The organism is Hymenobacter montanus (assembly GCF_014699115.1).
Classification (GTDB): Bacteria; Bacteroidota; Bacteroidia; order Cytophagales; family Hymenobacteraceae; genus Hymenobacter; species Hymenobacter montanus.
This window is the reverse complement of the sequence record NZ_JACXAD010000029.1, coordinates 1-15,419: the sequence shown is the minus strand read 5'-3', so window position 1 is coordinate 15,419 and position 15,419 is coordinate 1. Positions and strand designations below refer to the sequence as shown.

The following is a 15,419-nucleotide window of genomic DNA, read 5'->3' as shown; positions in this document are numbered from 1 at the left end:
GGCGCGGTGTTGCGTCCGTAGGTTCTACCTGCATTTAACTAGCTATTTTCATGTCGGATAAAAATTCCAATAACCATAAAAAGAAGAAGCCCCTGATGCCGACCCCTACCCCGCGGCCGGGCGTGCAGCTGTGGGTCCTGGCTGGCTTGCTGGTGTTCTTGTTCGGGGTAATGTGGGTGAGTAACCTGAAACCCGTCCGGATTAACCAGCAGCGCTTCGAGCAGATGCTGACGGCGAACGAGGTGAAGGAAATCACCATCATCAGCAACCAGAAGGTGGTGGAGGTGAAACTCAAGCCCGAAGCCCTGGCCAAGCCCGAGTACCGGCAGGAACTGACTCACCGGACGCCGTTTGGCGCTACGAGCAGCGGCGGAGCCGAGTTCTACTTCCCCGTGGTCGACGCCAAGCTGTTTCAGGAAGACCTGGACCGGTTGAAGAAGACTACGCCCGTCGCCCAGCAGGTGCCGCTCAATATCGAGGAGCGCCAGAGCCCGATGGATTACCTCGGCAGCTACGGCTTCATCCTGCTGATGATTGTCGGCTTCTGGTTCCTGATGCGCCGCATGGGCAGCGCCGGCGGACCCGGCGGCCAGATTTTCAGCATTGGCAAGAGCCGGGCCGCCTTGTTTGAAGGCGGCGACAAGGTGAAAATTACTTTTAAAGACGTAGCCGGCCTGGAAGAGGCCAAAGAGGAAGTACAGGAAATTGTTGAGTTCCTGAAAAACCCGAGCAAGTTCACTATCCTCGGCGGCAAGATTCCCAAGGGGGCGCTGCTCGTGGGGCCTCCCGGTACTGGCAAAACGCTGCTGGCCAAAGCTGTAGCTGGCGAGGCCGACGTGCCATTCTTCTCGCTGTCGGGCTCCGACTTCGTGGAGATGTTCGTGGGCGTGGGCGCGGCCCGGGTCCGCGACTTGTTCAAGCAGGCCAAGGCTAAAGCCCCTTGCATCATCTTCATTGATGAGATTGACGCCGTCGGCCGCAGCCGCTCGCGGGGTTCCGTGCCCGGCGGCAACGACGAGCGGGAGAACACCCTGAACTCCCTGCTGGTGGAGATGGACGGCTTCGGCACCGATTCGGGCGTTATTATTCTCGCCGCCACCAACCGCCCCGATACCCTCGACTCGGCCCTGTTGCGGCCGGGCCGCTTCGACCGGCAAATCAGCATCGACAAGCCGGACATCAATGGTCGCACCGAGATTTTTCAGGTGCATCTCAAGCCCCTCACGTTGGGGCCCGACGTGGATGCCCGCCGGCTGTCGGCGCAAACCCCCGGCTTTGCGGGGGCCGAAATTGCCAACGTCTGCAACGAAGCCGCGCTGATTGCCGCTCGCCGCGACAAGAAGATGGTGACCGACCAGGACTTCACCGACGCCATTGACCGCGTGATTGGTGGCTTGGAGAAAAAGAACAAAATCATTTCGCCCGGCGAAAAACGCATCGTGGCCTATCACGAAGCCGGCCACGCCATCGCGGGCTGGTTCCTGGAGCACGTCGACCCCCTGGTGAAGGTTAGCATCGTGCCCCGGGGTGTGGCCGCCCTCGGCTACGCGCAGTACCTGCCCAAAGAGCAGTTCCTGTACAATACCGAGCAGCTGACCGACGAAATGTGCATGGCCCTGGGCGGCCGGGCGGCTGAAGAGCTGGTGTTTGGCAAAATCTCCACCGGCGCCCTGAGCGACTTGGAGCGCATCACCAAGATGGCCTATTCCATCGTGACCATGTACGGCATGAACGCCAAGCTCGGCAACGTGTCGTTCTATGACTCGAAAGGCCAGAACGAATACGGTTTCTCCAAGCCGTACTCAGAGGCTACTTCGCAGATGATCGACGAGGAAGTGCGCACCATCATCGAAAACGCCTATACCCGCACTAAGGAGCTGCTCACCGAGCGGCGCCACGAGCTGGAGGTAGTCGCCAAAGAGCTACTGGAAAAAGAAGTGCTGCAACAGGAGGACCTGACCCGCCTCGTCGGCCCGCGGCCCTTCGATACGCAAACCAACTACCAGGCTCACATGGCCGGCACCGACCGTAGCGAAACCGCTAGTGAGGTGAAGGGCGAGCAAGCCGCGGCCGGCAAGCTCGGTAACGACCTGCCCGACCTGCACCTGCCCGGCCTGGATGACGAGCGTATGTCGCGCCCCGGCAACGACGTGGGAGCTGGTAGTGCCGCCGCGCCGGTTTAATGGATGCCAATAAGTTAAACGAAAAGCCGGCCTTAAAAAGCCGGCTTTTTTGTTTCTAATTGGTCTATTCATCATCCCGGCGTTCTAGCATCCACAAGCTCAATAAGGCGGTTATGTTGAGCACAACTGAGGCATTTTGTATAAGATGGTACTTCTTTTCCTGCGATTGAATTACTCCCCAACAGAGAGGTTTGCCTACATAAACCTTGAACTCGGCGGACGCCGGATGAGGTAGGAAAGACTATTTCAAGCAGGTGCAGGACATCAGGCGCAGTGAACAGCACGTCCCTGCTGCCTGATGTGCTGCGGTATATTCGGCCATGAGTGCCCACCACTCAGAGAATGGGCCGGTTTGATAGGGCACCAGGGTACTATTCGCCCACCCGTTACCTTTGAAACCCGTTAGCTGCACTGACTTTACTCATGGCCGAAAATTCTCGCGACGCCATTCTCGCCCGTATTCGCCGCGGCTTGGCTCAGCCCGCCCCGCAGCCGCCCCGGCCCGATTTTGAGCTGGCCGTACACCCACCATTAAGCAGTAGTGACTTGGTGGTGGCCTTCGCCGAGAGCTTTCAGCGCATAGGTGGCGAGTTTTACTATTGCGAATCATTGCCGCAACTGGCGGAACAAATTGCCGGCTTTCAGCAGCGCCAGCAAGTTGGCGCGCCCTATGTCTGGGAGCCGGCTCTGCAACAGTTGTTACGAAGTGCGGGCGTGGCCTTTCAGGCCAATGAGACCGATTTCATTGAGCAGGCTGCTGTAAGCCTGACCTCGTGCGAGGCCTTGGTGGCCCGCACAGGTAGCGTGCTGGTAACAGCAGCTTCAGCCAGTGGGCGACGGCTAAGCATTTATCCCGACCAACACCTCGTATTAGCCCGGCCCAGCCAAGTGGTAGCCGAAATAGGGGATGCTTTGCGGGTAGTGCAGCAAAAATACGGGGCGCACCTGCCGTCCATGCTCTCGCTCACCACGGGCCCCAGCCGCACCGCCGACATCGAGAAAACCCTCGTGCTCGGGGCGCACGGGCCACGGCGGCTCGCGCTGTTTTTGCTGGAAGAAGCGTCGTAATTTATTCGGCCTGCTGAGCACTCGGCCCGGCCAGCGGCGGGGTCGCAACCGAAGCTCAGCAGAGGCTGATTCCGCCGGTGCGGCAGCCCGGGCCTGAGGCGTGAAAAGCGCGGCGGCCCGTAATTGCCACAACTTTCGCTTTATTACCTGTTAAGGGCTTTTAAGAACCAGAGGATACTGGCACCGCTTAGTGTGCGGCCGGCCGTTACTCCCCGTAAGAATAATTCTTTCTATGAGGCCCCTGCTTACCCTACCGGACTTAGAGTTGCCACCCGGCCGCCGGGTGTATTTTGCTTCTGACTTTCACCTGGGAGCGCCCGACGCGGCTTCGTCGTTGGTTCGGGAACGGCGTATTGTGCGCTGGCTCGAGGAAGCTGCTCAGGATGCGGCCGCCATTTATTTGCTGGGCGACCTGTTTGATTTCTGGTTTGAGTACAAGCACGCCATTCCGCGCGGGTTTATTCGCCTGCAAGGCAAGCTGGCCGAGCTAACCGACGCCGGTTTGCCGGTCACCATCTTCACGGGTAACCACGACATGTGGATGTTCGGCTATTTCACCCAGGAGATGGGCATTCCGGTGCGGCGGCAAGAGGTGTCGCAGCGCATTGGCAACCAGAATTTTCACATTGGGCACGGCGATGGGCTAGGGCCTAAAGACTACAGCTACAAGGTGCTGAAGCAGGTCTTTAACTCCTCGCTCGCGCAGTGGTTGTTTGCCCGGCTGCATCCCAACTTTGGCATCGGCCTGGCTAACAAGTGGAGCCGACACAGCCGGCTGCAGAATGGCAAGGACGACGCCACCTTTTTCGGCGACGAGGAATGGCTGCTTCAGTACTGCCGTGAGTTAGAGACGCGCGTGCATCACGACTACTACGTTTTCGGTCACCGGCACCTGCCGCTTGATGTGGAAGTGGCTCCGGGCAGCCGCTATGTAAACCTTGGCGAATGGGTCAATTATTGCTCTTATGGCGTGTATGATGGCAATGAACTGGCGCTGCGACATTTCGAGCAGTAATTCTTATTTAGAGCCAAGAAGTGAGAGCTCAGAACTTAGAGCTCTCGGATCGTTCTTACGGTGGTTGGTATCGCTCTTGGTTCTTGGCTCTTGGTTCTTCGTTCTAAGTCAGGCCCAGGCGCAGGTTACGGTGCCGGTCGCCCCCGTGCCCACACCGGCTGCTAGTGCTCCGTCGGCGGCGCCCTGGACGTTCGTACGCCTCATCAAGCTGCCTAATCCCGGGGCGGCTTCCCTCGACCGGCGCGGGGCGCTCTACGTGGCCGATGCCGATAACAACCTTCGCCAATACGGGGCCGAGGGGCTGGCTTTAAACACCTACGCGCCGACTCAGCCCGGTCATATTGCTCAGGTAGAAGCCTGGAATATCACCAGGACGCTGGTTTTCAACGACGACCGCCAACAGCTGGTGCTGCTCGACCGGTTTCTGGCGCCCATCGGCGAGGTGCGGTTGGCTGACTACGGGGATGGGACCGTGCGAACGGCCACGCTGGCCCCCGACAACCACATCTGGCTGCTCGACGAGAGCAGCCTGGTATTGCGCGAATTCGACCCCAACACCCAGCGCATGGCTCAGAATACCCCGCTGGATTTAATCATTGGTCGCTCCCGGCCGGATTTCCGTTTTCTGCGCCATTACCAGAACAACATCTACCTGGTCGACCGTACCACGGGCGTGTACGTGTTTGACAACCTGGGTAATTACAAGAAGAAAATGCCCTTCACGGGATTGAGCATGGTCGGTTTTCGGGGCGATGAGCTGTACTACTTCGACGCGGGTGCTGTACATTTTTTCCACCTCTATAACCTTTCGGAACGCCGGGTGGCCCTGCCGGTGGAGGTCGACCCCGCAACCGTGCGCCAGGTGCTGGTGGGGGAGTCCTATGCCTACATTTTCACGCCGTTGGGGATTGCCGTCTACCAGCTCAAACAATAAGCTTAATAATCAGCTCATTGATTAATACTCGTGAGTTATAGTAACCCGAGGAAAAGGGGGCCGTTAAGCTGAGGAGTTATTCCTTTCCATACCAACCCCTTTTCTATGAAAGCCCTTCGAATTCACGGCATGAAAGACGTCCGCGTAGATAACGTGGACGACCCCGAGATCCAGGATTCCCGCGACGCGATTATTCGCGTTACCAGTACGGCCATCTGCGGGTCCGACTTGCACATCTACAACGGCAGCATTCCGCAACCCCGCCCCATGACCCTGGGCCACGAGTTCATGGGCATCGTGGAGGAAGTGGGCAAAGGCGTCAGCAACCTCAAGCGCGGCGACCGCGTGGTGGTGCCCTTCCCGATTGCCTGCGGGCACTGCCTGTTCTGTAACCACGACCTGCCGGGCCACTGCGAAAACTCCAACCCCGAGCATTACGGCCCCGAAGGCGGCCTGATGACCGAAAAAGGCGGGGCCTTGTTCGGCTACACCGACTTGTACGGCGGCTACGACGGCGGCCAAGCCGAGTACGCCCGCGTACCCTACGCCGACTACGGCCCCCGCAAAGTGCCCGACAACCTCACCGACGAGCAAGTTCTTTTCCTGACCGACATCTTCCCCACCGGCTACAGCGGCATCGATTGGGCCGGGGTGAAGGGCGGCGAAGTCATCGCCATCTTCGGGGCCGGGCCCGTGGGCATTATGGCGGCGAAGTCGGCCTGGCTGCGCGGGGCCAGCCGCGTCATCATTGTCGACACCCAACAGTACCGCCTCGACAAAGCCCGGCAAACGGCTAATGCCGAAACCATTCTGTGGGAAAGCAACAAGCAGGTAGTAGAAGAAATCCGCGGCCTGAGCAAGGGCTACGGGGCCGACGTCTGCGTGGAAGCGGTAGGCTTTGAGCCGGACCGCAGCCTGCTCGACCGCGCCAAGTCGGTGATAAACGTGGAGAAGGGCTCCGATAAGGTGCTGCTGGCTTGCATGAGCGCCGTGCGCCGCGGCGGCTTCGTGTCGGTGCTGGGCGTGTACTCCTCGCCGTTCGACAACTTCCCCATCCACCAGTTCTTCGACAAGGGCATCATCATGCAGGGCGGCCAGGCCCCGGCCCACAAGCACATCGACAAGCTCCTGCAGCACGTCGCCAATGGCGACGTGCGCCTCGACGACATTATTTCGCACCGCCTGCCGCTGAGCGAAGCCGTGCACGGCTACGACATCTTCCGTAATAAAAAAGACAACTGCACGAAAGTAGTGCTCAAGCCGTAGGGCGCGGCCCTTTTCGCGGATACCATACGAAGGAGCCTGCTCAAAGCAGGCTCCTTTAGTTATGGGGCTTCTGGTGAGCTAAGCCCGTGCCACCCATTTATAGAGTGTTATTGAACTTTATCCGCCCTGGACACTTGGTGGCTCATGCGGCGAAAAAGCACGGGCACCGGGAGTAGAAGCCTGGTACCGTGCTGCCTGCGTGGGTCAGCGCACAACCTTGTAGCGGTGGTAACGGCCGGCCAGCTCCACCTGCACCAGGTACAAGCCGCTGGGTACGGCGCTTAAGTCGAGCTGCACGGTACCGTTGGGGCCCGCGGCAGCGGGAGCGGGCAGGGTGCGGCCCAGGGCGTCGAGCAGGCCCACCTGGGCCGGGCGCAGGGGCCGGCTGGCCTGCACCAGCACCTGGGCGTCGTCCCCCACGGGGTTGGGCGAAATGGTGAAGTCCGGGCCCGCATCCGCCGCCGGCGTAGTAGGTAAGACTTGTAGTCGGTTCAGGCGGAAGCGGCGCAGGAAGCGCCATACTTCCACGCTGGCACTGATGTCCTGATTGGTGGGGTTGGTAGCGCTCTGCTGCGGAAAACCGGGGGCCAAGCTGGCACCGGGCCAGGTGTGGCCGCCGCCAATAATGCGCAGGTGCTGCACTTCGCTGCCCTGCCGGCCCCCACTCCACACGCTACGCTCGACGGTGCTGAAATCGGTGGTGCTGGAATTGGGCAGCATGGTCACGGCCGGGGCCGGGTTGCAGCCGTTGAGCTGCACCCAGTAGCTGAGCACGTCCGGGATGGGTGTGAACGTGATACCCAGGGCCGAAGTGCCGTTGTAGGGCACGGTGGTATCGGCGGTACCATGAACCTCGAGTATGGGCATGGGGTGCTGGGGCCGGCAGGCCGCCAGCCGCGCCGTGGTGATGCTGCCCGTAACGGAGGCTACCGCCGCGATGCGCCCGCTGAGCTGGCAGGCCAGCTCGTAGCTCATGAAGCCGCCGTTGCTCATGCCGGTGCTGTAAACGCGGTTGACATCGATGCTGTAGCGGGACTGAAGATCAGTCAGCAGCGCCGATAGAAACGCCACGTCATCCACCCCGCCCGAACCGGGGGCCAGGAACGTGTTCCAGTCGCGCGAACCGAGTGGGTTCACCGCGCCGTTGGGGTGGACAATCAGGAAGTTAGCCGTGTCGGCAATGGGCCGAAAGTTGCCGTAGGCTTCCTGCTCCAGGTTGTTAGAGCCGTAGCCATGTAGGTTAAAGAGCAGCGGCACGGGCGTACCCGGGCGGTAGGCGGCCGGCACGTAGAGGCGGTACTCGCGGTTCAGTCCCCCGCTTTGGATGGTGCCCGTCACAGTGGTCTGCGCTCGGGCAACCAGGGGGAATAACTGAATCAGAGCCAACAGGAAAAAGGGGTAAAGATTTGGAATAAGCTTCATGCGGTTAGTAGGTAGAAAGAAGTGGAGATTAAGGAAATAGAGATTATGTGAAAGTGAAACGAAGCTGGCGAAAGTCGGCCGCCTGACTCCCGTGGGCCGGGTTAGCGCAATACCGTCCGGGGCTGGTAGGGCAGTGCCGTAAACACCGCCTCGTCGCCCTGCACCGGGGAGCGCACAGGAGTGGGCGGCAAAGGGCTGCCGTTGGCACCTTGCGTGGTGCCGACGGATTCGAGCTAGTGGAAGTAGGACGGGGCGGGGTGAAGAGCAGAGCAGCGTGCTGGGCAAGCCCAGGATTTTAGGGTAGCGCTTGATATACGGCCTGAACCGCGAGCGTGTTCTGCACCTGCCCCCGGCGGGCGGGCCGCTAACCATCATCGCGGACGTGCTGAAGTATGGCAAGTACCTATCCCTGAAAAACTAGCTGGCCCAAGTACTGCGGCGGCCGGCCCGAAATGTTTCTGCGTACCGGCTGGGCCGGCCGTTTCGCGTAGCTGTTTAACAACCCCTTCGGGGAAGCAGCGTTATCTTTGGGGAGAGACAAGTCAAGCTGAATTCTACCATAAGTTTGCATATATGAGGCTCAAACGACGCCAGACGGCGGGCTTTGCCAAGCTGCCCGTCCTGGGGATGCCGTTCTGGAAATACATCCCCTTTTTAGTGCTGGCCCCTGCTGGTGGCCTTCAGGCACAAGGCTCCTTGCGTCCTGCCCCTTCGGCTAAGCTGGCGCCTGCGCTACAGGCTACGGCCGCCCGAAAGTCGTCCTACACGGTGCGGGTGAGCGTGCCCAAGCCGGCTGCCTTTCAGCAGTGGGCCCGGCAGCACCTGCCGGCCGCCCGGGTGTCGCAGCCCAGTGCCTCGCCCCGCACCTTGGCCGTAAGCGGGCTGAACGCGGAATCCCTGGCCCAGCTTGCCGCCTGTCCCTTGGTCGACTTTGTGGATGTATCCGACCGGTGGGCGCGCGAAGAGCGGCAGCTGAATAACTCCGACTTGTCGGTCAATGCCATTACCGCCGTTCACGCCCGGTTCCCGGAGCTCGCGGGCCAGGGGCTGACTGTCTCGGTAAAAGAGCGGCCGTTCGACCCGAATGATACCGACTTTAAGGGCCGGGTGCTGAATCAAGGGGACGTTACCGATGCGCCTTCCAGCCATGCCACGGCCATGGCCACGCTTATCGGCGGGGCCGGTAATTCGCACCCCCTGGGCCGGGGAGTGGCCCGGCAAGTGCGCCTGGCTACGTCCGATTTTGCCCGCCTGTTGCCCGACGATGACCAGCAGCTGGCACAGGCGGGCGTGACGGTGCAAAACCATTCATACGGGGTCGACATCGAGAATTATTACGGGGTGGAAGCCCAGGAGTACGACCGCCAAACGCAGCAGTTTCCCGAGCTGGTGCACGTCTTCTCCTCGGGCAACTCGGGCACGCAGGCCAGCTCGGCGGGCCCTTACGCGGGGCTGGCGGCGGTGGCTAACCTGACGGGCCAGTTCAAAATGTCGAAAAACACCTTGACGGTAGGCGCCACCGACCCCTCGGGGCAAGTGGCGGCGCTCAGCTCGCGCGGGCCGGCCCACGACGGCCGCGTGAAACCCGAGCTGGTGGCGTACGGGGAAGGCGGCTCGTCGGAATCAGCGGCGCTGGTGTCGGGCCTCAGCCTGCTGTTGCAGCAGGTGTACCGCGACCAGCACAACGGCCACCTGCCGCCCGCCGCTCTGGTAAAAGCCGCCCTGCTAAACAGTGCCGACGACCTGGGCCGGCCGGAAGTGGATTTTGTGAGCGGCTTCGGCCAGGCCGATGCCCTGGGGGCCATTACTACCCTACGCAGCGGGCGATTCTTCGCCGGGGCGGTGGCTCAGGGAGCCGAACAGGTGTTTCAGGTGTCGGTTCCGACGGGGCAGCAGCAGCTAAAGGCCACCCTGGTATGGAGCGACGCCGAAGCACCGGCCAATGCGCCGCGGGCCCTGGTTAACGACCTCGACCTGGAGCTGGTGTCCGTTAGTACCGGCCAGCGCTGGCAACCCTGGGTGCTGAGTACCTACCCGCGAGCCGACTCCCTGGCCCTGCCCGCCCGCCGCCGTCCCGACCACCTCAACAACGTGGAGCAAATCACGCTGGCCGTGCCGGCCCCCGGCCCCTACGAGCTGCACGTGCGCGGCTACAGCGTGCCGCAGGGCCCGCAACCCTTTAGCGTAGCCTATGAGTTTAGCCCCCAGGGCCTGGAGTGGTTGTTTCCATCAGGCTCCGATAATCTAAAGCCCGGGGCCGCTAACCTGGTGCGCTGGCAGTGGAACGGCCCCGCCGCCACCGCCCGGCTCGAATACCGCCCCGTCGGCCGCGCGGAGTGGCGGGTGATAAGCCCCGCCGTGGACCTGACGCAAAACCGTTTCTCCTGGTCAGTGCCCGACACCACGACGCTAGCTCAACTGCGTTTCGTAGCTGCCGGCCAGCTTTTTCCAACCGATGCATTCCTTATAGCCCAGATGTCGGCCGTGCGGGTGGGCTACACCTGCGCCGACGAAACCTTGCTGCAGTGGCCGCGCGTACCCGGCGCCACCGACTACCAGGTGTACCAGCTCGGCGCCACCGCGCTCGAACCCCTCGTGCGCACCACCGACTCTGCTCTGGTGCTTACGCGCCCTCAGATGGCCAACCGCTACTACGCCGTGGCACCGGTGATTCAGGGCAAGGAGGCCGAACCCGGTGGAACCATCGACTACACTACTCAGGGTACGGCCTGCTACTTCCGCTCGTTTCGGCCGCGGCAACTGGTAACCGACGCCGTGACCTTCGACCTGGAAATTGGCAGCACCTACCGCCTTCGGTCCGTTACCCTGGAGCGGTTAGGATCCGGGGGGTATGAGCCCGTGCGCACGATTGCTCCCGTTCGCCAATTAGAGCTGGTCCTTCCCGACCAGCTTCCCGGTTCCGGCCGGTACGAGTACCGGGTGCGGCTCGAAACCACTGCGGGCCAAACCTACTTCAGCCAGGTTGAAGAAGTGTACTACGTGCCTGCCGACGACTTACTCGTGTTCCCCAACCCGGTGGTGGCCGGAACCAGCCTCCGCCTGATTGCGGGCGAGCAGGGGGAGGTGCGCACCTCCCTCTACGATGCGCTAGGTCGGTTGCAACGGGCCGGTAGTGCCGATGGGGCCATTAATAACATTGATACCACGGGCCTGCTGCCCGGCGTGTATCTGCTGCGGATCCAAACTCAAAACGGCCGCCTGACAACCCGGCGCATTGTCGTGCTGTAGTCGAGTAGGAGTGCGATGCTACTCAATGAGGCCCTATGTTGAAGCATCCAGTGTGGATATTAGGAGTTCGTTGAAGTAAAGTTCCAACTTCCTGAAGTCGGCATCGCTACTTACGAGGCAGTGGTGCTCCGGCGAACTCGGCAGGGTAACTTTTTGCGTATTGGAAAAGCCGGGTTGGCGCGCGTCGGCAATGCGGGCAGTGCCTGAGATCAGGCGGGGCGGCACAGACGCCCGGCCAAGGGGCAGCGCGTCGCCGACGCTCCCCCGCACCGCTCTGGTTCCGGTAGGGTCAGACAAACAACAAGGCCCCAGCTCCGACGAGCTGGGGCCTTGTTGCGGTTGCGGTTTGGCGTCGGCTTAGTACAGGTATTGTAAGGCCGTTACATCGTTAGCATTGAAGGGCCGGTTTTGACCCGAGCCGATGCAGGCCAGCATCCACGAGTTCGGGTCGGGCCCGGCCGGGGTGCCCGGGATGAGGATGGCCCCAACGGTGCTGGCTCCTTCGTTGGTGAGCGTCCCGCCGCAGCTGTAGCTTCGGTCGGCGTAGTCGGTGTGGCGGAAGCCGATGCAATGGCCGACTTCATGGGCCAGAATAGCGGCGATGTAGGTACTGGCATTGGCCGTGCCGATGGCACCCGAATTCACCTTGACGCTGTTGTAAGGATTGCCACCAGTTGGGAAGCCGCCCGAAGCCAGGTAGCGGGCTCCACTGGGGGCCTTAGTCAGCACAATGTCGCCGCCCGAGGTGACGCGGGTGAAGCGGACGCGTAGGTTCTGGGCATTGTAGCGGCGGATGAGCTCATCGGTAGCGGTTACATAAGCGGCCGGAAGGGTAGAAGACACGCGGATGCTAATGGTGCGGGAGGTGCCCGATATGGTTACCAGGTCGGTAGTATGGTACTGTTCCGCGGTCCCGACGCGCAGGAGCTGGTAGTGGGGCGTGGCGGTCAGGTTCTCGTCGGTAACGACGATGTCGCCTTCGACCAGGTAGCCATCTTCCACTTTCTTGACATCCTGGGTGGAGAGGCCCATGGCCCGAATCTGGGTGAGCACAGCGGCCGAAACGCTGGCCTCAGCGGCCGGGGCAACGGCTTCTTGTTCTTTTGAGCAGGAAGAAGCGGCAAATACTGAAGCAGCGCACACGGCGGCGGCAGCAAGTACATTTTTAACTTTCATAAGCTTTCTCGAATGTGTTGAGGGATAGATGGGAAAATGTTTGAAGGATGGCCGCAATTAGAGAACAAGAATTGTAAAAGTCAACGATAATTTAATGAAACATTAAAAATAATTTAAAGTATGCGCGTATATGTTGACAAAATTATTGGTTAAGACAAAAAGCTTTAATGAACCAGTACTTGTGCTCAGCTCTAATGAACTCTGAGTATCACCTCATCCGAAGCCCGGGGCTAAGGCTGGCACATAAACAAAAGGGCCCCGGCTCGTAAGAACCGGGGCCTTTCTAATGGCGCAGGGGCTACCCGCTAGTACACGTATTGCAGGGCTCTCACGTCGTTGGCATTAAAGGGCCGGTTCTGGCCCGAGCCAATGCAGGCCAGCATCCACGAGTTCGGGTCGGGGCCCGCCGGGGTGCCCGGAATGCGGATGGCCCCGATGGAACCGGCACCCTCGTTGACAGCAGCCCCCCCGCAGCTGTAGCTCCGGTTAGCATAGTCGGTGTGGCGGAAGCCGATGCAGTGGCCGATTTCATGGGCCAAAATGGTAGCGATGTGCGTAGTGGGGTTAGCGGTGCCGATGGCGCTCGAGTTCACCTTAACGCTGTTATAAGGATTACCGCGCGACGGGAAACCAGCGGAAGCCAGGTAGTCGGCGTCAGAGGGAGCCTTGCTGAGCACGATGTTGCCACCCGAGGTAACCCGGGTGAAGCGGATGCGCAGATTCTGGGCGTTGTAGCGCCGGACAACCTCGTTGGCAGCCGTTACATAAGCGGCCGGGAGGGTAGAGGATACCCGGATGCTAATGGTGCGGGAGGACCCTGAAACGGTCACCAGGTTAGTGGTGCGGTACTGCTCCTCGGCCCCAACGCGCAGGAACTGGTAGTCAGGCGTGGTAGCCAAGTTCTCATCGGTAATAGCGATGTCGCCTTCAACCAGGTAGCCATCTTCTACTTTCTTAACATCCTGGGTAGAGAAGCCCATAGCCCGGATCTGGGTGAGCACGGAAGGAGAGATGCCATCTTTAGCGGCTGGGGCAACGGCCTCCTGTTCTTTCGAGCAGGAAGAAACGGCGAATACTGAAGCAGCGCACACGGCGGCAGCAGCGAGTACATTTTTGACTTTCATGGGTTTTAGGGGGTGGTAGGTGGAAAAATGTGTGAAGGATAGACGCAATAAGGGAATAAGAATTCCAGTTGTCAAGAGCTGACTAGCGAAATATTTAAAAATTTTCATTAAATATAAACATTTATAGCATAGTTTGTATGAGCTCGTCTCCTAGGTTAAAATTATTAATTGTATATTACAGACGAGCTTAGTATTGACGTTTCCACTGGCCGGAAATCAGCAAGGAATTCCGGCGCTCAAAGCGTAGTTACTGCCCGGCGACCCGGTGCCGGGCCGCCGGGCAGGGCCCCTGCTGAATTTCGTATCTTTGCTAGGAACTGAATTCTCGCGGAAAATCATTTTTCCCTCAACTATATAATTTCTTACTAGTGGCTTGTTCATCATGTTCTTCCGGCGGGGGCTGCGGCACCAAGCCGGGCGGCTGCAAATCCAACGGGGGCTGTAGCACCGGGGGCTGCAACCGCCTCAATGTTTTCGACTGGTTGCAAGACGTAGAGGTGCCGGACTCTTTTGCCGGCTTTGATATCGTAGAAGTGCGTTTTAAAGGAGGGCGTAAAGAGTTTATGCGCAACCCGCAGCGCCTGCCGCTGGTCACCGGCGATGCCGTGGTGGTGGATGCGGCCGGCAGTGGCTGGCACCTGGGCCACGTGAGCCTGAAGGGCGAGCTGGTGCGCCTGCAGATGCGCAAGAAGAAGGTGCCAACCGATTCCCGGGAAATCCGCGATATTCTGCGCCTGGCCACCCCGGAGGACGTGGAGCGCTGGGAAGCCGTGCGCGACCTCGAAAACGGCACCATGTTTCGGGCCCGCGCCATGGTGGGCGAGCTGCGCCTGCGCATGAAGCTCAGCGACGTGGAGTATCAGGCCGACCGGACCCGCGCCCTCTTCTATTACTCGGCCGAAGACCGGGTTGATTTCCGGGAGCTCATTCGGCGCCTGGCCGACGAGTTCCGGGTTCGGGTCGAGATGCGCCAGATTTCGCTGCGCCAGGAAGCCGGCCGCATTGGCGGCATCGGCGTGTGCGGGCGCGAGCTGTGCTGCTCCACTTGGCTGCAGGATTTCAAGACGGTAAGCACCACGGCCGCCCGCTACCAAAACCTGAGCCTTAATCCGCAGAAGCTGGCGGGCCAGTGCGGCCGACTCAAGTGCTGCCTCAACTACGAGCTCGACGCTTACCTCGATGCGCTAAAGGATATCCCGCAGGTGCAGCGCCCGTTGCAAACGACCAGGGGCGACGCTTTCTTGCAGAAAACCGACATCTTCCGCCGCCGCATGTGGTTCGCCTTCAAAGGAGATAACAACTGGGTGATGCTGGAGACGACCCGGGTGCGCGAGCTGCTCGACCAGAACAAGCGCGGCGAAAAAATCGAAAGCCTGCTTCCCCCCCGCGAGGAAGAGCCCGTGCCCGAAGTATCGGCCATCGTGGAAGGCTCGCTCGACCGCCTCGATGACAAAATCAAGTCGGTCAGCAAGCGTGCCAAGCGCAAAAAATCCCGGGGCGATTCGAAGGACGGCGCTTCGGCCAAAGCGGCCGAAGCCCGGGCTCCGCGCGAGTCCCGGACCGCCGGCGAACCCCAGGCGGCGGCTGAGCCCGGGGCCGAGCCCCGCGCGGGCCGCCCACCCCGCGAGCCGCGCGAAGGCCGGGCTCCCCGCGATGGCCGCCGTCCTGCCGGGGCCGCGCCGGGGGGACCCCGCCCGCCGGAGCAGATGACCAGCCCCGGCCCCGGCGACCCCGACAACCAGGTGCCGGCCCTGGGCGACGTACCCGAACAGCGGGGTCGCCGGGGCGCGGCGGCTCGCCCCCTCAACCGCCGGGGCGGCCGCGGCCGCGAGGCATCCCGCCCGGAACCGAAGGACGGGGCCAGCCCGGGCCCGGGCGAAGCCGCCGAGCCCCGGCCCGAGGGCAGCCGGAGCCGCCGGTCCGACAGCCCGCGCCGGCCCGATGCTACTGCCAGCGCCCCGCCTCGCCCCGCTGCCGAAGGC

General features: G+C 61.2%; 10 protein-coding genes. 7 read left to right on the top strand and 3 right to left on the bottom strand.

What is annotated here, in order from left to right:
• Positions 1 to 50: 50 nt before the first annotated feature.
• The 5 genes from ftsH to IC235_RS19720 all read left to right on the top strand — a co-directional run bounded on the left by ftsH (position 51) and on the right by IC235_RS19720 (position 6,466).
• Positions 51 to 2,183, top strand: coding sequence for an ATP-dependent zinc metalloprotease FtsH (gene ftsH / locus IC235_RS19740; RefSeq protein ID WP_191006936.1), 2,133 nt, complete (start codon positions 51 to 53; stop codon positions 2,181 to 2,183).
• 423 nt (positions 2,184 to 2,606) lie between these two features.
• Positions 2,607 to 3,251, top strand: coding sequence for a LutC/YkgG family protein (locus IC235_RS19735; protein WP_191006935.1), 645 nt, complete (start codon positions 2,607 to 2,609; stop codon positions 3,249 to 3,251).
• A 232-nt stretch (positions 3,252 to 3,483) separates the two neighbouring features.
• Positions 3,484 to 4,266 carry a UDP-2,3-diacylglucosamine diphosphatase gene (locus IC235_RS19730; RefSeq protein ID WP_191006934.1) on the top strand — a complete coding sequence of 261 codons (783 nt, stop codon included), beginning with the start codon at positions 3,484 to 3,486 and terminating at the stop codon, positions 4,264 to 4,266.
• A 76-nt stretch (positions 4,267 to 4,342) separates the two neighbouring features.
• Positions 4,343 to 5,200 (top strand): hypothetical protein, encoded by an 858-nt coding sequence (locus tag IC235_RS19725; RefSeq protein WP_191006933.1) that lies wholly within the window; start codon positions 4,343 to 4,345, stop codon positions 5,198 to 5,200.
• A 105-nt stretch (positions 5,201 to 5,305) separates the two neighbouring features.
• Entirely contained in the window at positions 5,306 to 6,466 is a 1,161-nt protein-coding gene (locus IC235_RS19720; protein WP_191006932.1) for a zinc-dependent alcohol dehydrogenase, read from the top strand.
• A 204-nt stretch (positions 6,467 to 6,670) separates the two neighbouring features.
• Here the strand turns inward: IC235_RS19720 and IC235_RS19715 are convergent, their stop codons facing one another.
• The gene (locus tag IC235_RS19715) at positions 6,671 to 7,888 is read right to left on the bottom strand and encodes an extracellular catalytic domain type 1 short-chain-length polyhydroxyalkanoate depolymerase (protein WP_191006931.1); all 1,218 of its coding nucleotides are present in this window, start codon (positions 7,886 to 7,888) and stop codon (positions 6,671 to 6,673) included.
• A 573-nt stretch (positions 7,889 to 8,461) separates the two neighbouring features.
• On the opposite strand from IC235_RS19715, the gene IC235_RS19710 reads away from it, so the two are divergent.
• A complete protein-coding gene (locus IC235_RS19710; RefSeq protein WP_191006930.1) occupies positions 8,462 to 11,137 on the top strand; it encodes a S8 family serine peptidase in 2,676 nt (891 codons plus the stop codon).
• A 357-nt stretch (positions 11,138 to 11,494) separates the two neighbouring features.
• Here IC235_RS19710 and IC235_RS19705 read toward each other — a convergent pair whose 3' ends face one another.
• Together IC235_RS19705 and IC235_RS19700 are read right to left on the bottom strand one after the other, a co-directional pair.
• Complete coding sequence (locus IC235_RS19705) at positions 11,495 to 12,313, bottom strand: M57 family metalloprotease (RefSeq protein ID WP_191006929.1); 819 nt, start codon at positions 12,311 to 12,313, stop codon at positions 11,495 to 11,497.
• A gap of 305 nt (positions 12,314 to 12,618) precedes the next feature.
• Positions 12,619 to 13,437, bottom strand: coding sequence for a M57 family metalloprotease (locus tag IC235_RS19700; RefSeq protein WP_191006928.1), 819 nt, complete (start codon positions 13,435 to 13,437; stop codon positions 12,619 to 12,621).
• A 368-nt stretch (positions 13,438 to 13,805) separates the two neighbouring features.
• Here IC235_RS19700 and ricT point away from each other — a divergent pair.
• Positions 13,806 to 15,419: PSP1 domain-containing protein (gene ricT / locus IC235_RS19695; protein ID WP_191006927.1), on the top strand; the 1,614-nt coding region annotated here is incomplete at its 3' end.